The organism is Streptomyces spongiae (genome assembly GCF_009377185.1).
In the GTDB taxonomy this organism is placed as follows: Bacteria; Actinomycetota; Actinomycetes; order Streptomycetales; family Streptomycetaceae; genus Streptomyces; species Streptomyces spongiae.
In genome coordinates, this window is the sequence record NZ_VJZC01000049.1 from 1 (window position 1) to 19,189 (window position 19,189).

Genomic DNA, 19,189 nt, shown 5'->3' on the forward strand with positions numbered 1-19,189 from the left:
GGTTGGGGGAGAGGGACAGGGAAGGGCGGTGGGCTCAGACGGCCGTGCGGTCCATGGGAAGGGCGATGGCCTCGGCGTCGGTGCCGCGCCCGGTGGTGAAGTACGGCGAACGGCGGACGTACTTGGCCACCGCGGCCATCCCCAGGCCGACGAGCACGATGACGGCGGGCAGGGAGAACATGAACCACCCGTTGTCGGGGCTCAGTTCGAAGTGGTCGCTCATGGTCAGGTACGAGTATCCGAGATAGCCGCCGAGGCCCAGCAGCACCAGACCGGACAGGGCGGGCACGCCCACGGCGAGGACCGCCGTGCGCAGCCCGTCGTGCCGGGCGGACCGGAAGCGGACGGCACACGCGAGGGCGGTGAGGCCGTAGTAGAGGGCGACGAGCAGACCGATGGCGTTGACGGCGGCCAGCAGCATGTCGCTCAGCCGCGGGATGGCGACGGCCAGCAGGGCGATCACGGCGGCGATGGACAGCACGATGACGGTTCCCGCGGCGGGGGTGCCGTACCGCGGGTGGACCCGGGTCCACACCGGCCCCATCGTGCGGTCCCGGCCCATCGCGAGCAGCCCGCGCGCCGTCGGGATCAGCGTGGACTGCACGGAGGCCGCCGCCGAGAACATCAGGGCGACCAGCGGCAGGGTGGCCCAGGGTTCGGCGGCCAGCTTCTGACCGAGGTACGGAAGGGCCTGCGGGCCGTTCTTGATGAGTTCGGCGAGGCTCATCTCCCGTTGGAAGGCGACCGAGGCGAAGAGGAACAGCCCGAGCATGGCGAACAGGGCGATCAGGCCGCCGCGGGCCGAGTCGCCCGGGCTTCTGGTCTCCTCGTTGACGCTGAAGGCCGCGTCCCAGCCCCAGAAGAAGAACACCGCGAGGACCATGCCCTGGGCGAAGGTCGTGCCGTCGGAGATCTCGAAGGGGTTGAACCAGGAGAGCGAGAAGGACTGGTCGCCGGTGATCAGGGCCCAGCCGCAGAACCCCAGCAGCACGGTGTACTCGAAGACCAGCAGGGTGAACTGGAAACGGGTGGTGGCGCGCATCCCGGTGACCGCGAGAGCGGTGAGACCGAGCAGCAGCACCAGCCCCACGGCCGTACTGACCCCGGTGGACGACGGATCGAGGGCGATGCCCGCCACACTGCGCAGACCGGCCTTGTTGGCGAAGATCAGGACGACCGACCCCATGACCGCGCTGGTGTAGGCGCAGAAGATGACCGAGCCGACGACGGTGACCCATCCGGTCAGGAATCCGGGCCAGGGGCCGAGCGACTTGCCGACCCAGGTGTAGCCGTTGCCGCAGTTGGGTTCCGAGCGGTTGAGGCGGGCGTACGCGGTGGCGATGCCGAGCACCGGAAGGAAGGACAGGAGCAGGAGCGCCGGGGCTTGCAGGCCCACGATGGTGGCGATCGTGCCCATGCCGATGGCGATGCTGGTGGTGGCGGCCGTGCTGGAGGCGGCGATGGCGACGCCGTCGACGACACCGAGGGAACGGCGCAGTCCGCCGGGCGGGGCCGTCGGGGACGGCTGGGGAGACAGGGGAGACAGGGACGACATGGAGGGCTCCTCGCGGAGAGGGGGACGAGGGAAGAGCCGCGCGGACTGTGATGGAACACCGGGCGTTCGTCTTGCGTCAATCCTGTTGACATAAGGCGGGCGGGCCCCTTCACTGCCGGTACAGGGTACGGAGAGGTACGCGATACGGAGCAGTACGCGATACGGAGACGTATGCGAAACGGAGACGTATGCGGTACGGCGACGTACGCGGTCCGGAGCGAAAGGAGCCCCCCGGATGCCCACCCGTGTTCCGCAGGAGCGCAGACGCCGCCGCCCCACCCGCTCGGGGGTCCTGCTGTCGGAGGACCTGATCGTGGAGACCGCGCTACGGCTGATCGGCGAGCACGGCCCGGAGGCGCTCAGCGTGCGCCGGCTCGGCACCGCCATCGGCTGCGACCCGAGCGCCCTCTACCGCTACTTCCACGGCACCGACGACCTGGTGCTCGCCATCGCCGACCGCATCATCGGTGACGCCATGGCGGGGTTCGCCCCCGGGGACGACTGGGTGGCCTCACTGCGCGAGATGGCCCTGCGGGTGCGCGCCGGATACCTCGCCCACCCCCGCGCGGCCGCCTTCGCCTCGTACCGGGTGACCCGGCGGGAGAACGAGATACGTGCCGTGGAGACCGGGATCGGGCTGCTGCTGTCGGCGGGCTTCGCACCTGTCGACGCGACGCGCCTGTACCTGACGTTCATCGACACCGTGCTCAGCCACGCCGCCATGGACGCCGCGTTCCAGGCACTCCCGCGACCGCAGCGCGAAGCCGACCACCGGGCGTGGCACGACGTCTACCAGGGGCTGGACCCCGTGGCGTATCCCGCGCTGACCACCGTGCGCCAGGAGCTGCACAGCATGGGGGACAGTTCCTTCGAGGAGGCGGTCGACCTCCTGCTGGAGGCCCTGGCGGCGCGCGCCCCGGGGATGCTGTGAGTTCCGTTCCATATCTTCCCGTCTTCCCGTCTTCCCAGGAGGCATCGTGCCCGAGCCGTCCGTCCTCGCTTCGCTGGTGTCCGCGTTGCGCGGTGGGGCGATCGAAGTCGTCGACCTCACCTCGCCGCTGTCCTCGTCGACACCGGTCATCCAGCTGCCGCCCGAGTTCGGCCAGACGGCGGTGTTCGAACTTCAGGAGATCAGCCGGTACGACGACCGGGGACCGGCCTGGTACTGGAACAACTTCCGTAGCGGCGAGCACACCGGCACCCACTTCGACGCCCCGAACCACTGGGTGACCGGGAAGGACCTCTCCGACGTGGCGTCCGTGCCCGCGCGTCGGCTGATCGCACCGGCCGCCGTACTGGACTTCACCGCCGAGGCGGAGGCGGACCCGGACTTCCTTGTGGAAGTGGAGCACGTCAAGGCATGGGAGGCGGTGAACGGCCCCCTTCCCGACGGCGGTTGGCTGTTGCTGCGCACCGGCTGGGACGCACGTTCGCACGCGCAGGAGGAGTTCCTGAACGCGGACGAGAACGGCCCGCACACCCCTGGCCTGTCGCCCGACTGCGCCCGCTGGGTGGCTCAGGAGTCGCCGGTGATCGGCCTCGGAGTGGAGACCGTGGGCACCGACGCCGGACGGGGGTTCGCGTTCGACCCCGCCTTCCCCTGCCACTCCTATCTCATGGGCAGCGACAAGTACGGGCTGACCCAGCTGCGGAACCTGGCGGCGCTGCCCGCGACCGGCTCCGTCGTCATCGCGGGACCGCTGCCCATCGTCGCCGGATCAGGGTCTCCCGCGCGGGTGCTCGCGCTGGTGGAGCGCTCGTGAAGGTCGCGGAGGCCGTCGGGCGGGCGTTGTCCGCCGCCGGGGTCGGTCAGGTCTTCGGGGTGGTCGGATCGGGCAACTTCCATCTGACCAACGCCATGGTCGCGGCGGGTTCGCGGTACGTCGCCGCACGTCACGAGGGCGGCGCGGCGACCATGGCCGACGCCTACGCGCGCATGAGCGGCACCGTGGCCGCCGTGAGCGTCCATCAGGGGCCCGGCCTGACGAACGCCATGACGGGCATCGCCGAGGCGGCCAAGAGCCGGACGCCGCTCCTCGTCCTGGCAGCCGAGGTGACCGAGCCGCGATCCAACTTCCACGTCGACCAGGCGGCGCTGGCGCGCGCGGTGGGCGCGCTCCCGGTACGGATCACGTCGGCCGAGGACGCTGTGGGGCAGGCCCGCGCCGCGGTGCACCGGGCCCTGCGTGAACGGCGCACCGTACTGCTCAACCTGCCCTTGGACGTACAGGCGCTGGACGTGCCCGGCGGTGTCACGGAACGGATCGCGCCGCCACCGCAGCGGGCCGCGGTCGAACCGGCGCCGGCGGACGTGGCGGAGTTGGCGCGGGTGCTGGAGCGGGCGCGTCGGCCGGTCTTCGTGGCTGGGCGGGGCGCCCGCTCGCCCGGCGCCCGCGATGCCCTCGAAGCTCTCGCCGAGCGCTGCGGCGCGCTGCTCGCGACCTCCGCCGTGGCGCGCGGCCTGTTCCACGGCAACCCGTGGTCGCTCGACGTGTCCGGAGGTTTCTCGTCGCCCCTGGCGGCGGAGCTCATCGGGGCGGCGGACACGATCGTGGGCTGGGGCTGCGCACTGAACATGTGGACCATGCGGCACGGCCGCCTGATCGGTGCCGGCACGACCGTGGTGCAGGTCGACGACGACACGTCGGCACTCGGGGCGCATCGGACGGTGGATGTGGGGGTCACCGGCGACGTCGAACTCACGGCGCGGCGCGTGCTGGAGACCTACGGTGGGGACACGCGGTGTCAGGGCTGCCGGACCGCCGACACCGCCGCGGCCATCGCCGCACGGGTGCGCTGGCGGGACGTGCCGTATGAGGACACCGGCACGCGCGAACGGATGGACCCGCGGACGCTGACCATCGCGCTCGACGACATCCTCCCCGCGGAGCGGGTGATCGGAGTGGACTCCGGCAACTTCATGGGCTACCCCAGCATGTACCTGTCGGTGCCGGACGAGAACGGCCTGTGCTTCACCCAGGCGTTCCAGTCGATCGGTCTGGGGCTGGCGACCGCGATCGGCGCGGCACTGGCGCGGCCGGACCGGCTCGCGGTGGCCGCGCTCGGGGACGGCGGCGCGCTGATGGGCGCCGCGGAACTCGACACGGTACGCAGGCTCGGGCTGCCGATGGTGGTCGTCGTGTACAACGACGACGCCTATGGAGCCGAGGTGCATCACTTCGGGCCCGACGGACATCCGCTCGACACGGTCGAGTTCCCGGCGACCGATGTCGCCGCCGTGGCGCGCGGGTACGGCTTCGAGGCGGTGACCGTGCGTACGCGGACGGACCTGAAGGCTGTCGAGGACTGGGTCGCCGGGCCCCGGTCCGCGCCCCTGCTCATCGATGCCAAGGTGGTCGGGGACCGAGGGGCCTGGTGGCTCGAGGACGCGTTTCGCGGACATTGAGCGTGACAGGGACGGGGAGGAGCATGGACATGTTCGGCGGCCGGTGGCCGGTCATCGCCGGAGTGGTGATCTGGCTGGGGTCCGTGATGGCCTGTGGGCCGAGCGAAAAGGCAGCGGAGGGCGGAGCCACCAGCGCCTCGTCGGCGCACGTTCGCTTCGACGAGGAGGTCGAGCTCGCCGACGGTCGCCGCGTGGGCGTCTCGTACGCCGCCGGGCGCGGGCTCCTGGAGCAGCACCAGGACGCCCGGACGAAGGCATGGAGCAAGCCGCGGTTGGTGTACCGGACGGCGTCCGAGCCGTGCCAGGGCATCACACTCAAGGCGTTCGACGGCACGGTCGCGGTCATGGCGGACTGGGGCCTCTACTGCTCGGACGGCGAACCTCCGAGGGAGTCCATCGCCGCGGTCGGCACCGACGATCTGTCGCGGTGGGACACGAGGCTCACCAAGGACTTCGACGGCTGGACCAAGGTCGTGGCCACGGCGGGCTCGCGGCACCTGCGCTTCACCAGGGTCTCCACCGAATGGCTGGTGCGGCTTCGGTGGAGCCGGTCGGAGGGCTTCGCGGAGGTGGAGGAGATCCGCCGCTGAGCCCGGAGGGCGTACCGGGCCCGGGAGTTCACCCGGGCCCGGGGCCGAGCACGGCAGCGGCTCGCCGCGTTACGGCAGCCCCCAGGGCTCGCCCGGCTCGCTCACCGTCACCGGCGCGATGACGAGATCGGGGCGTCGGCCTGCGTACAGGAGCACCTCGCGGCCCTTGGGGAGGTCGATCGCGAGGGTGCCGTCGTCCGTCGGGCGGGTGCGGGCAGGGGCGCCGTCGTCGAGGACGGCGGTCACCGGGCCGCCGGTCAGACCGTGCCGGAGTTCGAGAGGCTCCCCCGCCAGGCTCCGTACGCGGATGAACCGGGTGACCCGGCCCGTGCGGGACGCGCTCACGAGGAAGGCGCCCTGGGTGCGGAAGTCGTGGAGGGTGACGTCGGCCCAGGAGTCCGGTACGGCGGGGAAGACCCGTACGACACCGCCCCAGCTCTGGCAGAGCATGTCGTGCAGGGACTGCGAGGCCGACAGCGGAGTCTCGATGACGGGACCGGCCTCGGTGTAGTGGGTGTTGGCACGGCACGGGTAGCGCGTCGTCGGGTCGAAGAACTTCTTCAGGTACGACAGGGCGGTGTCGCCGCGACCCATCATCGCGTACAGCGACGCGGCGCCCGTGTAGCTGTACCCGCGGTGGGAGCCGGTCAGCGCGTGCCAGTGGACGACCGACTTCTCGATCAGCTCGCGTTGCTCCGGCTGGTCCCAGTTGACGAGGTACAGCGGATAGACCATCAGCAGGTGGGAGTAGTGGCGGTGGGACTGCGCGTACGGGGTGTCGGCGCCGATCATGAAACCGTTGTCGTCCACCGGGTACGGCGTGAGCTTGGCCGAAACCTCCTGCCAGCGTGCCTTCAACGGGTCGTCGATCCCCAGGCGCTCGGACGCCTCCAGCAGCGTGGCGCAGCCCCAACGGATCAGGGACAGGTCGTAGTTGGTGTCCTTCGGGGGCACGACCGGGTACTCCGGGGACAACGTCGACGGCAGGTGCAGTTTGCCGTCGTCTCCCGGCTGGAGGAAGTGCAGGTAGTAGTTGATCGTGCGGCGCAGCAGCGGGTACACCGTGTCGCGCAGCAGGGACTCGTCCATGGTGTGCCGGTAGCTCAGCCACGCGTTGTGGAGGGCCCACGTCAGGTTGCCCGACTCGCCACCGCTGCCCGGGGTGGGGGCGCTGCGGTTCATGAACATGTCCGCGCTGCGGCCCACTCCGGCGCTGTCCGAGCGGTAGGCGGCGGGCACGTTCGCGATCAGCTGCTCCTGGCTCTGGCGGAGGGTACTGGCCAGCGAGTCGAGTTCCATGTGGTTGGAGCCATGGATCAGCCAGTACTCGAGCTGCACGTTGAGGTTCCACCACACGGCGGGCCAGGGTGTGGGCTCCAGCCACGGCCCCGACGTGGCCATCACCGGGCCGCCCTCGCGGCTGGCCGACGCGACCTTGTAGAGCTGGATCCAGTGGAAGCTCTGCAGTCGCTCGTCGGGGATCGAGACGAAACTCTTGCGGTAGAACGCGTGCCACCAGCGGGTGTGGCGGTCACGGAGAGTCCGGTACGGGGCGGCCCGCTGGATCTTCTTCAGCGAGGTGTCGCCGGCCCGTGTGTCGGAGGGATGGCTGTGGGCGACGCTCAGCAGGAGGAGGTCTCCGGAGCGGCGGTGGGCCGTCGCGGTCTGGCCGCCGCCGGTGAGCGGCTGCAGGACCTGTTCGATGTCGCCGGTGGTGCGTGTCGTCCACGGCGGGTTGGGGACGTATCCGCTCGGTGGCGCCTCGCTGATCTTCCGGGGGCTGATCGCCTCCTCGGGGTGGAACGTCCAGCGGACCTCCTCGTCGCCGTCGGCCGTCGCGCGTGCGGTGAGTAACCCGTCATGGATGAACGCGGCGAGCGACAGGGAGCCCTTGTCCGTGGTGACCGTGCCGGTGAGCTCGGCGTTCCACAGGCTCAGGCGCCAGTCGACCGCGGTGACGGTGCCGACCGGATCGAGGGTCAGGTGCCCCACGGGCAACCGGCAGGTGCCCCAGCCGCTGCCGAACTCGGGGCGGTGGTCCTGCACTTCGCCGTGCTGGACGGTGAAGCGGATGCCCTTCGTGTCCGGGTCCTGGTACACCATGCTGCCGAGCCGTCCGTCACCCAGGAACGGCCCTTCGTGCCACAACGTGGGCAGCTTGTGCCAGACCAGGTCCTGTCGGCGCAGGAAGTCGGCCCAGGCACCGCTGGAGTCCATTCGGTTGCGGAGCTTCCAGGGAGCGCGGCCGGGACCGGCGGCCGTGAGGTCTTCGCCTTGGACCGCGCCGCCGGGGGCGGCTTCGGCGACCGTGGGCAGGGCGGCGAGCGCCGTCCCGCCGAGCACGGAGCCGAGCACGGTTCTTCTGGGGGTCTTTCCTCGATGCGTTGCCACACCGCTCACCGCGTCCAGTACGTGAGGTTGCGGAAGCGGGCCTCGGCGCGGCCGTCGCCGTGGTGGTACACGCCGTTCTTGAAGTGACGCGTGGCGGGCCCGCGGTCCTCGGTGGTCAGCACCAGCTCGTCGTCGAAGTAGACCTTGACGGTGCCGCTGGAGGCGTTGTGCTCGAGCTTGACGTTGAACCACGTGTTGTAGGCGTTCGTCTTGAGGACCGTGCGGTCGTACGCCCGGACCGTGCCGCCGCTCGCGCTGTAGGCGTTGAGCATGAAGTCCGTGGCGGGCGTGCCCGAGGGGTGGATCACGCGGAGGATCTGCACGAAGGTCGCACCGTTGGTGCCTGACGGGAGGTACACGTCGGCGTCCCACATGTGCTGCCCCGACGTGTACTCCTGCTTCCAGCGCATCTCGGTGCGCGGGTCGGTGGAACTGCCCTGCGACATGGGCTCGTCGGTGTCGTACACCCACATGCGGTGCACGCCGCCGCTGTTGGTGTAACGGTCGCTCAGGTCGAGGTTCCACGGCTTCTGCATGTTGTAGGTGAAGCTGGTCTTCGTCCAGCCGTCCGTGGGTGAGGCGGGGGCCGCGGAGGACGTGCCCGGGGTCATCGCCCAGACGGCGCCCCCGGCGAGTAATCCTCCGGCCGCGAGAACCGCACGTCTGGACGGCTCTGAATATGAAGGGTTCATGTCAATCACTCCTGAGGGGCGTCGCGCTGGTGTGGGGTCGAGCGGGCGGATCACAGGAACGATTCATCGGATCTATCGTCTGGCGCAGCGTAGAACTGGCCGCCAAAGCGCGTCAATGCATGGAGCGGGTCGGAGAGAGATCCGATGTGCAGGGTGATGTGGTCGAGGCCACGTCGCCGACGAGGTGCGGGTGACGTGTTCCGGCCCGCGCCGCGGGCTACCGTGCTGTGCAGTCCCTCGTTCCCCGGCAGTACCTCGGACGGCCCGGCAGTGCTCGCAGATCTCTCCCCCGTCATCGCGGCGACGACCCAGTGGCTGGCGTGTGCCTACCCCTCGGGAGGCGGCGCGCTGGCCGCCGCCCTGTGCGAGGTACAGGCGCGGCAGGCCGTGACGGTCGCGGCGTGGCTGCGCTATCCGACGCCGATGGATGCCGCGCTGGTGGGGATGGCGGGCCCCGGTGGCTCCGCCCGGCTGGACTGGATCACGGGCGGCGCGGAAGCCGGGGCGGAGGGCGCGGACCCGGACGAGTACGCCTGGCGCACCTGGGTGGACGAGGTCGTGGCGAGCTGGGCGGCCTGTCTGCTCACCGATCCGGAACTGGCCGGCCTGGCGGTGACCGCGGTCGCCGAGGGCGGTCACGCTGCCGGTGCGCCGGTCGCGTTCCGGCGGCTGGTCGCGCCGGACGACCGCGACAGGCAGGCGGCGGCGCTGCTGCGCCACCCCGACCTCCTCGCACCCGTGGCCGAACTCCACCACTCCCAGCTCCTCGACCGCCTGAAGCCGGGAGAGGCGCTCATCGCCTGAGCGGGTGTGGCCGGGGTGGAACGAGGCGGGGCGGCGTGTGCCTGAACGTGCCGGTCAGCTCCTGCCGCGGCCGGTCAGCATGTCGCGCAGGCGGTCGACCAGCCCGGCGCCCGGCGCCAGCAGCTTGTTCGCCGGAGGCTTGTCCGGCGCGGCCGGGTGCGGGCGGGTCGGTGCCAGCTTCTTGGTCTGTCGGACCTTGTCACCCAGGGTGTCGAGGGTGTCCGCGGGGCACGCCGCGAGCAGCAGGGGGAAGAGATTCTCCTCCTCGTCGGATATGTGCGACCGGATCTCGCTCATCAGCATTCCGATGAGTCGGTCGAACTCGGGGTCGTCGGCGTCGCAGCCCTCCAGGTCCTTCATGATCTGCTCGGCCTTGGAGTGGTCGTCGATCTCCTTGTCGGCCAGGGCGTCCCCGTTCGCCACGTGCTCCCGCACCGCCGGGTAGAGGTAGGCCTCCTCGGCGACCGAGTGCCTGACCAGCTCGATCGTCACCTGGTCGGCGACCACCTTGCGGTCCTTGTCGCCGGGCGGCAGCCCCTCGATCCGGCCGAAGAACTCCTCGACCTCACGGTGATCGGTCACCAGCTCGTCGATGACGTTTCCTCCGTGTCCCATGCTTGTCACCTCCAGCCAGGGGGCGGCGGCCCCGGGACGGGTCCGCCACGGGCCCCGAGTGCCCCGGCACCGGGTGGGTTAACGGGGGGAGCCCCCGCCGCCTCGGTGGGTACCTACGGCAGATCAAGGGAGTCGACGAGGGCGTGGGGCGGCTGCGTGACGGCCCGGAAGGTGTCCGTGAGCGGGCCGCCGGCCCCGACCTGACCGCTGGAAGTGCGCGGTCACCGCATGGGCCGTGGCACGCTTCGGGCGCCGACCGCGCCACGGCGTAGGTGCTCCGTGGCGCGGCTGCCGCCCTTACCCGTCGGCGCGGCCCTCACCCCTCGGCGCGGCCCTGACGCCGTACGAGGTAGACGACCGCGCCCGCCACGACGACCACGCCGGCGCCGATGCCAGTCCAGGCGCCGGCCGACAGCCCGCTGTCGTCGTCCTCGGTCGCCTGGGCGGCGGGCGAGGACGACGGCTCGGCCTTCTCGGCGCTCGGCGTCGGGGAGGCGGACGGGCTCTCCGTCTCGCTCGGGGAGGGGCTGACCGGCTTGGCGCCGGGCGCGGCTGCCTTGAGCTTCAGCACCGGGGCAGGGTTGCCGTGGCCGTGGCCCTCGCTCTCGGACTCGGAATCGCCCAGTTCGATCCAGCGGTCGACCTTGCCGTCGCTGTAGGTCTGCAACGTCTTGAACACCAGCTCCTTCGCGTCGGGCAACTGCCGTATGAAGACGGAGAGTTCTACGTCCTCACCGACCTTCATCGCCGTGCCCTTGACGGCGAAGCCGTCCTTGGTCGGTGTGAGCTTCCAGCCCTTGGGACCTTCGCCGTAGGTCACGTCGCTCGGTGTGATGCCCTTGGGCAGGATCACGCGCAGCTCGGAGATCCCGGCCGTGCCCGACTCCGACTCGGCGCTGAAGGTGAGCTCGACGTTCTGGGCGAGGGCCTGGGCGTCGTCGGACTCGACCTCCGTGTGGGCGGCGGCCGGACCAGCGGTGAACAGGACGGCGGTGGCGGCCACGGCGGCCGCGAGGGTCATACGGCGGATACCGCCGTACAGGCGGGTGGTGCGGGACATGGGTGTCTCCAGGCATGGGCGGAGCACGGTCGGCAGGGCAGCCGCTCCGGCAGGGTCAGTGGACGAGAGTGAGCCCAGCCCGGGGCGGACCCCTCCGCACCACCACGTCCGCGAGCACCGCGCCCTCGGGCGGTGGCCGCTCCAGCCATGCCCGCACGGGCGTCGGGAGTCCGGGTTCCGCTGCGGCCGGGCGATCACCCAACAGGGCCCGGACCGTCGCGATCCGCGCCCGGACGGAGTCGACGGCCTCCACCAGACCACGGGTCAAAAACCAGCAGGCCACGTCGGCGCGGTGCAGCAGGACGGCGACGAGGATCGCCGCCGCGGCGTGCACGGCCGTCATCGCGAGCGAGTCGGGCGGGGTCATGCCGTGCCGGCCGTGCCCGGACGCGCCCATGGCCGCCGCATGGTGCGCGACCCCGGTCGCCGTCAGCCACTGATGCAGCCCGACCTGTGCGGTACCGCACGTCGCCACCACCATGGCCAGGGAGCGCGGGCGCCGGGCGCCGGCGAGTCCCACGCCGAAGAGCACCACGACCGCTGCCGCGCCGGGCAGCCACGGAGCCGGTCCGTCGGCGACCAGATGGTGGGCGCTCACCCCCAGCACCGTCCCGACGACCGCGAACACCGCGGCCCGCAGGACGGGCAGGGGCGCAGCGTGCGTCGGCGTACGGAGGAGCATGGTCATGACGCGCCCATCATCGGTCATGCTCCGGCCGGACCGGGGCGAGATCCCTTAAGAGGGGCTTGAGAGGGGCTCGTCCCGAATTCGACGGGCCTCGCCACCAGGGGCGCGAGTCCACGAACCTGTCCCGGACAGCGCTGCGGCCGGTTCAGGCGGTGCTGCCCGGACGGAAGGAGCGCAGGCGCAGGGAGTTGCCGACGACGAAGACCGAGGAGAAGGCCATGGCCGCTCCGGCGATCATCGGGTTGAGCAGGCCGGCCGCCGCGAGGGGCAGGGCGGCCACGTTGTAGGCGAACGCCCAGAACAGGTTGGACCGGATGGTGCCGAGGGTGCGGCGGGCCAGGCGGATGGCGTCGGCCGCGGCGCGCAGGTCACCGCGTGCGAGGGTCAGGTCGCCGGCCTCCATGGCGGCGTCCGTGCCCGTGCCCATGGCCAGGCCCAGATCGGCCTGGGCGAGCGCGGCCGCGTCGTTGACGCCGTCGCCGACCATAGCGACCGAACGGCCCTCGCCCTGCAGCCGCTTGACGATGTCGACCTTGTCCTGCGGCAGCACCTCGGCGATGACGTCCTCGGATGTGATGCCGACCTCGCGGGCGACTGACTCCGCCACCGCGCGGTTGTCGCCGGTCAGCAGGATCGGGGTCAGGCCCAGCTCCCGTAGCCGCTCGATCGCCTCCGGGCTGGTCTCCTTCACCGCGTCGGCGACTTCGAGGACCGCTCGCGCCTCGCCGTCCCAGGCCACGGCGATGGCCGTCCGACCGGCCGCTTCGGCCTCGGCCTTGGCCCGCTCCAGGTCCACCGGCAGTTCCATGGCCCACTCGGCCAGCAGCCGCTCCCGGCCGACGAGGACCGCATGGCCGTCCACGATGCCCTGTACCCCGAGGCCGGGGATGTTCGCGAAGTCCTCTGGCGTGGGCAGTGCGCCCAGCTTGGCCAGTGCCCCGTCGGCGACGGCGCGGGCGACCGGGTGCTCGGAGGAGTGCTCCAACGCGCCCGCCAGCCGCAGGACTTCGGCCTCGTCGGCGTTGCCGGCGGTGTGCACGGCCAGCAGGGTCATACGGCCCGTGGTGACGGTGCCGGTCTTGTCGAGGACGATGGTGTCGACCCGGCGCGTGGATTCCAGGACCTCCGGGCCCTTGATGAGGATGCCGAGCTGGGCGCCGCGTCCGGTGCCGACCATGAGCGCGGTCGGTGTGGCCAGGCCGAGTGCGCACGGGCACGCGATGATCAGGACGGCGACGGCGGCGGTGAAGGCGGCCGTCAGCCCGGCGCCGTTGCCGAGCCAGAAACCGAGCGTGCCCAGGGCGAGGGCGATCACGACCGGCACGAAGACAGCGGAGATCCGGTCCGCGAGCCGCTGCGCGGCGGCCTTCCCGTTCTGCGCGTCCTCCACCAGCCTTGCCATCCGGGCGAGTTGGGTGTCGGCGCCGACCCGGACGGCCTCGACGACGAGACGGCCGCCCGCGTTGATGGTGGCACCGGTGACCAAGTCGCCCACGCCCACCTCGACGGGGACGGATTCGCCGGTCAGCATCGACGCGTCCACGGCCGACGTGCCCTCGACGACGGTCCCGTCGGTGGCGATCTTCTCACCGGGACGTACGAGGAATCGGTCGCCGACGTTCAACTCGGCGGTGGGAACGGTCTGTTCGCGGCCGTCGGCGCGCAGCACGGTGACGTCCTTCGCACCCAGCTCCAGCAGCGCCTTCAGGGCCGCGCCCGCCTTCCGCTTGGAGCGGGCCTCGAAGTACCGTCCGGCCAGGATGAACGCGGTCACACCGGCCGCGGCCTCCAGGTAGATGTTCCCCGCGCCGTCACCGCGGGCGATGGTCAGCTCGAAGGGGTGCGTCATGCCCGGCTCGCCGGCGGTCCCGAGGAACAGGGCCCACAGCGACCACAGGAACGCCGCCGAGGTGCCGACCGAGATGAGGGTGTCCATGGTGGCCGCGCCGTGCCGCGCGTTGGTGAACGCCGCCCGGTGGAAGGGCCAGGCCGCGTACGTCACGACGGGCGCCGCCAAGGTCAGGGACAGCCACTGCCAGTACTCGAACTGCAGGGCCGGGATCATGGCCATCGCCACGACGGGCACGGCCAGCGTCACCGCCGTGACCAACCGCTGCCGCAGCGGCCGCAGTTCGTCGTACGCCCCGGCCGTGTCGTCCCCGCCCTCGGACTCGGGCGGTGCGGGTGGTGCGGGCTCCCGCGCGGTGTATCCGGTCGCCTCGACGGTGGCGATCAGGTCCTGGACGGCCACGTCACCGGCGTAACTGACCTTGGCCTTCTCGGTGGCGTAGTTGACGGTGGCGGTGACGCCGTCCATGCGGTTCAGCTTCTTCTCTATGCGCGCCGCGCAGGAGGCGCAGGTCATGCCTCCGATGGCGAGTTCTACCTCGGCGGTGGGGCCGGTCGTGGTGGTGGTCATGGCTGCTCCTCGTGCGGGACGGGTGGCCGGGACCCGGGGACGTCCGGGTCCCGGCGGTGCGGGGGATACGGGCGTGCGGGGCGGACGAGTCAGGCCCGGCCGGTCAGCTCGTAACCGGCCTCGTCGACGACCTCGGCGATCGCCGCGTCGTCCGGATCGGTGGCGCTGGTGACGGTGACGAGGCCGGTGCCGAGGTCGACGTCGACACCGGTCACGCCGTCCAGCTCACCGATGACCTTGGTGACCGTGGCCCTGCAGTGGCCGCAGGTCATGCCGGAGACGGTGTACACGGTGCTGGCGCCCGCCGTGGCCGTGGTCGCGCCGGTGGTGCCGGTCGAGCAGGTGCCATCGGTGGAGCAGCAGGACGACGAAGACATGGGTTCCTCCTGGTGGTGCCGCTGATCGGGGTGTGGATACGGGGCGGGGGTATCCGCGCCGAGTTCTTGTATACCCCTCGGGGGTATTAGAGGCAAGTGGTTCGGACGGCTTGACTTGATACCCCATGGGGGTATGTTGAAGTGCATCGAGGCATCCCCCATAGGCAGGGAGAGGCCCCTGTCCCCGAAGGAGACCGCCATGAACACCGGGCTGAAGATCACCGCGTTCGCCGCCGCGCTGGCCGCGACGTTCGGCACCGCCTACGGCGTGGGCAACGCCGTGGAGCCCGTCGTGGCGGACGACGCGCCCGCCGCCCACGACCAGAGGCACAGCGGCCCCTCGCCCGCACAGGAGGAAGGCGGCGACCACGCGGGGCACGAGGCGAGTCCGCCCGGCGGACTGCAGATCTCGGAAGGCGGCTACACCCTCGGCCTGAAGACCCCGCGCGTCACCGCCGGGCAACGCACCGACCTGCGCTTCGTCATCCGGGACGACTCCGGCCGCGCGGTCACCTCCTACCGGCGCGAACACGAAAAGGAGCTCCACCTCGTCCTCGCCTCACGCGACCTGGCCACGTACCGCCACCTCCACCCCACCCGGGCTGCCGACGGCACCTGGAGCACGCCCGTCGACCTGCCCCGGGCGGGCGGCTACCGGGTCTTCGCCGACTTCACCCCGGCGAAGAAGGGAGCCGAGAACCTCACGCTCGGCGCGGACCTCGCGGCCGCGGGCCGCTACGAGCCGCAGGATCCGCCGGCCCCGAACTCGACCGCCGAGGTCCACGGCTACGAGGTCGAACTGGAAGGAGGCCTGCGCCCCGGCACGGCAGGCGAACTGAAGCTGAACGTCACCCGGAACGGCAAGCCCGTCACCGACCTCCAGCCCTACCTCGGCGCGTACGGCCACCTCGTCGCCCTGCGCTCCGGTGACCTCGCCTACCTCCACGTCCACCCGAACGGCGAACCCGGCGACGGAACGACCGAACCCGGCCCCGGCATCTCGTTCACGGCCACCGCACCCAGCGGCGGCACGTACCGCCTCTTCCTCGACTTCAAGCACGAAGGGAAGGTCCACACCGCGGCGTTCACGGTCCGGGCCGGAACGTCCGGAACGCAGACGGTCACGGAGGAGAGCGCGGAGGAGCCGTCGGCCGGTCACGAACACTGAGGAGCACCAGTCGTCCTCGGCCGGCCCGCTACGTACCGTGACGCTTCAACGGGCGGTGTGCCGTGCTCCGGCATACGTTGGGCGGGCAAGCGACCTCACCCCCCCAGGAGGAGCCATGGCCGGCAAAGGCGGCGCGGACAAGTTGAAGGGCAAGGCCAAGGAGATGGCCGGGAAGGTCACGGGCGACCGCAAGAAGCAGGCCGAGGGCGAAATCGACCAGGCGCGCGGCGAGGCCAAGAGAGCAGCCGAGAAGGCCCGCGAGCGCATGGAGGAAACCGGGCGCTCCAGCAAGCCCGACCGCATCTGAGTGCCGCGTGGTAAGGGGGTTCTCGTGATCACGGGAACCCCCTCACCACGTCCGCGTGCCGCCAGGGACCCCTTGAGCCTCGACCTCGCCTCGTCCTGTCACCCCCGGACCCTCCGTCAGCTCCGCTGTACTCGGGCGGCGGCACGGCATCGGCCCGCGAAGGAGACCCACGATGAACCACCGACCGAACTCCGGTACGACGACGCGTACCGACCCGGAACACGGCACGGCCACCGGCCCGAGCCCGCTGGGCATCTACCTCAACGACCATCTGGCCGGCGCCACCGCGGGTGTCGAACGCGCGCGCCACCTGGCAAAGGCGTCTCGCGGCACGGCGCTCTCCCCGGCCGTGGACCTCCTCGCCACGGAGATAGCGCAGGACCGGGAGATCCTGAAGGAACTGATGAGACGACTGGACGTCCCGGTCCGCCGGTACAAGATCTGCGCGGGCTGGCTGCTGGAGAGGGCAGGCCGACTGAAGAGCAACGGCAGAGTCGTACGCCGCTCGCCCCTCAGCACGACGGTCGAGCTGGAGGCACTGCGGATGGGGGTGACGGGAAAGCTCGCCGTATGGCAGACCCTGCGGCGGCTGTCCGACACCGAGGACCGGCTCGATCCGCGGCTGTGCGACGACCTCCTCGAGCGTGCCGAGCGGCAGCTTCAGACTCTGGAGGAGCTTCACCTCCAGCAGACCACGGTGACCTTCACCTTCCCGACTCGCGAGCGAACCGGCACAGGAGCCGGCTCATGACCTGAAGTCTGCCAGGTGGCTTGGGGCGACCGGCGCGTTTCTGTGAGGCTCGCTGTAGTGGCCATGGAAGCGCTGGTCTGTCACTACACTCGCGCCCCATGCGTGAAACGAGTCCCGTCAGTCAGCCGAGCACCTTCCGTCAAGCACAGCGGTCCGGCAGGTACGCCCCGAGAAGAGACCTTGTTCGCGCGGGTCTGGGCGCCGTCGTGGCCTATGCCGCTTCCGGGCGGCAGGGTGTCTCGGCCGGGAGGGGGGACGGCATTCCGTGAAGGGCCGCCACAAAGAGTCCCGTGACCCCCGGGGGCACTGGCTCTTACTGATCCTCGTCCTGCCCGCCATGTTCGCGATCCTGCTCTTCGAGGGCTGGAGCACCCATGAGGTGGACGCCGCGAAGACACGGTCGCCGTGCACCTCACCCGCACCGGACGCCGTGGCACGCGGCGGTCCCGTGATCGGCATCAACGGCAACGGCGTCCAGACCGCATCGATGCCCGCCCGCACCGTCGCCCTCACCTTCGACGGCGGCCCGGACCCCGTCTGGACACCGCGGCTGCTCGACCTGCTGCGGCAGAACAACGCGCGCGCCACCTTCTTCCTCTACGGCTCCCAGGCGGCGCGTTACCCGGAGCTCGTGCGGCGGATCCGCGCCGAGGGCCACGAGATCGGCTCGAACACCTACACCGGTGCCGTCCTGGGCGAGGCCTCATCGGCTCGCTTCTCCGCCGAACTCGACCTGACGCAGAGCGCGTTGGCGGGCACCGCGGGCCTGCGCCCCAACCTGCTGCGGATGCCGCGGATCACCACTCCGGACACGCTGTGCGGTCGTGAGTGGAAGGCCGCTCAGCAGGCCACCGGCCGGGGTTATGTGCTGGTCACCGCCGACAGGTCGTCCCGCAAGCCGGCCCAGGGCCTGGTCCGGCAGTTCAGCCAGACATCGCTCGCCTTCCAGCAGACGAGGAACCTGCTCAACAACCCGGACGTCGACCGCTTCACGACCGTGTCGGCCGGGGCGAGGCTCGTCCCGTACGCGTCCACGTCCACCGTCGAGCAGTGGGAGGGCACCGCGCTGATCTGGGTCACCAAGCTCGGGCGCGCCTTCGTGACCGCCATGACCTGGACCTTGGCGATCGCGGGCGGCCTCGGACTGCTGCGCCTGGCGCTGCTCGGCCTCTTCGCCCGGGCCCACGTCCGCCGGCTGGAGAGCTCCAGCCCCGGCGCGCCCTGGCGGGGGGAGGTGACCGAACCGGTGACGGTGCTCGTGCCCGCGTACAACGAGGAGCTCGGCATCGAGTCCACCCTGCTGTCCCTGCTGGCCTCCACCCACCGGCAGTTGCAGATCATCGTGATCGACGACGGATCGACGGACCGCACGGCCGAGTTCGCCGAGGGGGTCGGGGATCCGCGCGTGGAGGTGGTCCGCCAGGCCAACGCGGGCAAGGCGGCCGCCCTCAACACCGGTCTCGCCCTCGCGCGGCACGACATCATCGTCATGGTCGACGCCGACACCGTCTTCGAACCGGACGCCGTCCAGCAGCTCATCCAGCCGCTGGCGCACCCGGCCGTGGGCGCCGTCAGCGGCAACGCCAAGGTCGGCAACCGGCGCGGTCTGCTCGCCAAGTGGCAGCACCTGGAGTACGTCTTCGGCTTCAACCTCGACCGCCGGATGTTCGAGGTCCTGGAGTGCATGACCACGGTCCCCGGCGCCATCGGAGCCTTCCGCCGAGACGCACTGGTGAGCGTCGGCGGCGTCAGCGAGGACACCCTCGCCGAGGACACCGACCTGACGATGGCACTGTGGCGGGCGGGATGGCGGGTGCTCTACGAGGAGTCCGCCGTGGCGTGGACCGAAGTGCCCACCTCACTGGGCCAGTTGTGGCGGCAGCGGTACCGCTGGTGCTACGGCACGATCCAGGCCGCGTGGAAGCACCGCGGTGCCGTCCTCGCCGGGGGAGTGGCCGGGCGGTTCGGGCGGCGCGGACTCTCGTACATCGGGCTCTTCCAGGTCGCCCTGCCGCTGCTCGCCCCGGTCATCGACGTGTTCGCCCTGTACGGGGTGCTGTTCCTCGACCCGTGGCTGTCGGCCGGCGTGTGGCTCGGCTTCATGGGCTCCCAACTGGTCAGCGCCCGGTACGCGTTGAAGCTCGACGGAGAGAGGCTGCGGACCCTGTGGTCGATGCCGTTCCAGTTCTTCGTCTACCGGCAGCTGATGTACCTGGTCGTCATCCAGTCCATCGTCGCCCTGTTGCTCGGCAGCCGGCTGAAATGGCACCGCATGCAGCGTTCCGGCACGGCCGCTGAACAGATCGGCGGCGCGGCCCCGTATAAGAGCCTGCCGACGAGGTGATCCCGATGTGGTGAGGTGCTGG

General features: G+C 71.0%; 17 protein-coding genes. 9 read left to right on the forward strand and 8 right to left on the reverse strand.

All coding sequences use genetic code 11. From position 1 onward, the window contains the following. Positions 1 to 34 precede the first annotated feature (34 nt). Positions 35 to 1,555, reverse strand: a complete 1,521-nt coding sequence (locus tag FNH08_RS10415) for an APC family permease (RefSeq protein WP_152771160.1) — start codon at positions 1,553 to 1,555, stop codon at positions 35 to 37. A 235-nt stretch (positions 1,556 to 1,790) separates the two neighbouring features. On the opposite strand from FNH08_RS10415, the gene FNH08_RS10420 reads away from it, so the two are divergent. The 4 genes from FNH08_RS10420 to FNH08_RS10435 are packed head-to-tail and all read left to right on the forward strand — an operon-like array spanning position 1,791 to position 5,551. After that, positions 1,791 to 2,486: a TetR/AcrR family transcriptional regulator gene (locus FNH08_RS10420; protein ID WP_152771161.1), complete on the forward strand. Its 696-nt coding sequence runs from the start codon at positions 1,791 to 1,793 to the stop codon at positions 2,484 to 2,486. Between the two features lie 46 nt (positions 2,487 to 2,532). Continuing rightward, positions 2,533 to 3,318, forward strand: a complete 786-nt coding sequence (locus FNH08_RS10425; RefSeq protein WP_322724168.1) for a cyclase family protein — start codon at positions 2,533 to 2,535, stop codon at positions 3,316 to 3,318. Next, a complete protein-coding gene (locus FNH08_RS10430; protein WP_322724170.1) occupies positions 3,315 to 4,961 on the forward strand; it encodes a thiamine pyrophosphate-binding protein in 1,647 nt (548 codons plus the stop codon). Before FNH08_RS10425 ends, FNH08_RS10430 begins: the two co-directional genes overlap by 4 nt. 23 nt (positions 4,962 to 4,984) lie before the next feature. Beyond that, on the forward strand, positions 4,985 to 5,551 hold the full coding sequence (locus tag FNH08_RS10435; RefSeq protein ID WP_228034026.1) for a hypothetical protein: 567 nt from the start codon (positions 4,985 to 4,987) through the stop codon (positions 5,549 to 5,551). Positions 5,552 to 5,620: 69 nt separating this feature from the next. Here the strand turns inward: FNH08_RS10435 and FNH08_RS10440 are convergent, their stop codons facing one another. Beyond that, positions 5,621 to 7,768, reverse strand: coding sequence for a glycosyl hydrolase family 95 catalytic domain-containing protein (locus FNH08_RS10440; RefSeq protein WP_228034029.1), 2,148 nt, complete (start codon positions 7,766 to 7,768; stop codon positions 5,621 to 5,623). Positions 7,769 to 7,947: 179 nt separating this feature from the next. Further along, complete coding sequence (locus tag FNH08_RS10445) at positions 7,948 to 8,553, reverse strand: polysaccharide lyase family 7 protein (protein ID WP_194238451.1); 606 nt, start codon at positions 8,551 to 8,553, stop codon at positions 7,948 to 7,950. 351 nt (positions 8,554 to 8,904) lie between these two features. On the opposite strand from FNH08_RS10445, the gene FNH08_RS10450 reads away from it, so the two are divergent. After that, a complete protein-coding gene (locus tag FNH08_RS10450; protein ID WP_322724173.1) occupies positions 8,905 to 9,438 on the forward strand; it encodes a hypothetical protein in 534 nt (177 codons plus the stop codon). A gap of 54 nt (positions 9,439 to 9,492) precedes the next feature. On the opposite strand, the gene FNH08_RS10455 is transcribed toward FNH08_RS10450, so the two are convergent. The 5 genes from FNH08_RS10455 to FNH08_RS10480 form a co-directional block, all read right to left on the reverse strand. Continuing rightward, entirely contained in the window at positions 9,493 to 10,053 is a 561-nt protein-coding gene (locus FNH08_RS10455) for a hemerythrin domain-containing protein (RefSeq protein WP_152771164.1), read from the reverse strand. 316 nt (positions 10,054 to 10,369) lie between these two features. Continuing rightward, complete coding sequence (locus FNH08_RS10465) at positions 10,370 to 11,113, reverse strand: DUF1775 domain-containing protein (protein ID WP_152771166.1); 744 nt, start codon at positions 11,111 to 11,113, stop codon at positions 10,370 to 10,372. Positions 11,114 to 11,168: 55 nt separating this feature from the next. Next, entirely contained in the window at positions 11,169 to 11,822 is a 654-nt protein-coding gene (locus FNH08_RS10470) for a hypothetical protein (RefSeq protein ID WP_228034027.1), read from the reverse strand. Between the two features lie 124 nt (positions 11,823 to 11,946). Further along, positions 11,947 to 14,220: a heavy metal translocating P-type ATPase gene (locus tag FNH08_RS10475; RefSeq protein WP_152771167.1), complete on the reverse strand. Its 2,274-nt coding sequence runs from the start codon at positions 14,218 to 14,220 to the stop codon at positions 11,947 to 11,949. An 89-nt stretch (positions 14,221 to 14,309) separates the two neighbouring features. After that, on the reverse strand, positions 14,310 to 14,597 hold the full coding sequence (locus FNH08_RS10480; RefSeq protein ID WP_152771168.1) for a heavy-metal-associated domain-containing protein: 288 nt from the start codon (positions 14,595 to 14,597) through the stop codon (positions 14,310 to 14,312). A 199-nt stretch (positions 14,598 to 14,796) separates the two neighbouring features. Here FNH08_RS10480 and FNH08_RS10485 point away from each other — a divergent pair, with 199 nt between their 5' ends. From FNH08_RS10485 to FNH08_RS10500, 4 genes are all read left to right on the forward strand, one after another. Beyond that, positions 14,797 to 15,765 carry a hypothetical protein gene (locus FNH08_RS10485; RefSeq protein ID WP_152771169.1) on the forward strand — a complete coding sequence of 323 codons (969 nt, stop codon included), beginning with the start codon at positions 14,797 to 14,799 and terminating at the stop codon, positions 15,763 to 15,765. A 115-nt stretch (positions 15,766 to 15,880) separates the two neighbouring features. Then, positions 15,881 to 16,072 carry a CsbD family protein gene (locus FNH08_RS10490; protein WP_152771170.1) on the forward strand — a complete coding sequence of 64 codons (192 nt, stop codon included), beginning with the start codon at positions 15,881 to 15,883 and terminating at the stop codon, positions 16,070 to 16,072. A 172-nt stretch (positions 16,073 to 16,244) separates the two neighbouring features. Further along, positions 16,245 to 16,823, forward strand: a complete 579-nt coding sequence (locus FNH08_RS10495; protein WP_228034028.1) for a hypothetical protein — start codon at positions 16,245 to 16,247, stop codon at positions 16,821 to 16,823. Between the two features lie 265 nt (positions 16,824 to 17,088). After that, the gene (locus FNH08_RS10500) at positions 17,089 to 19,167 is read left to right on the forward strand and encodes a glycosyltransferase (RefSeq protein WP_407704351.1); all 2,079 of its coding nucleotides are present in this window, start codon (positions 17,089 to 17,091) and stop codon (positions 19,165 to 19,167) included. Positions 19,168 to 19,189 lie beyond the last annotated feature (22 nt).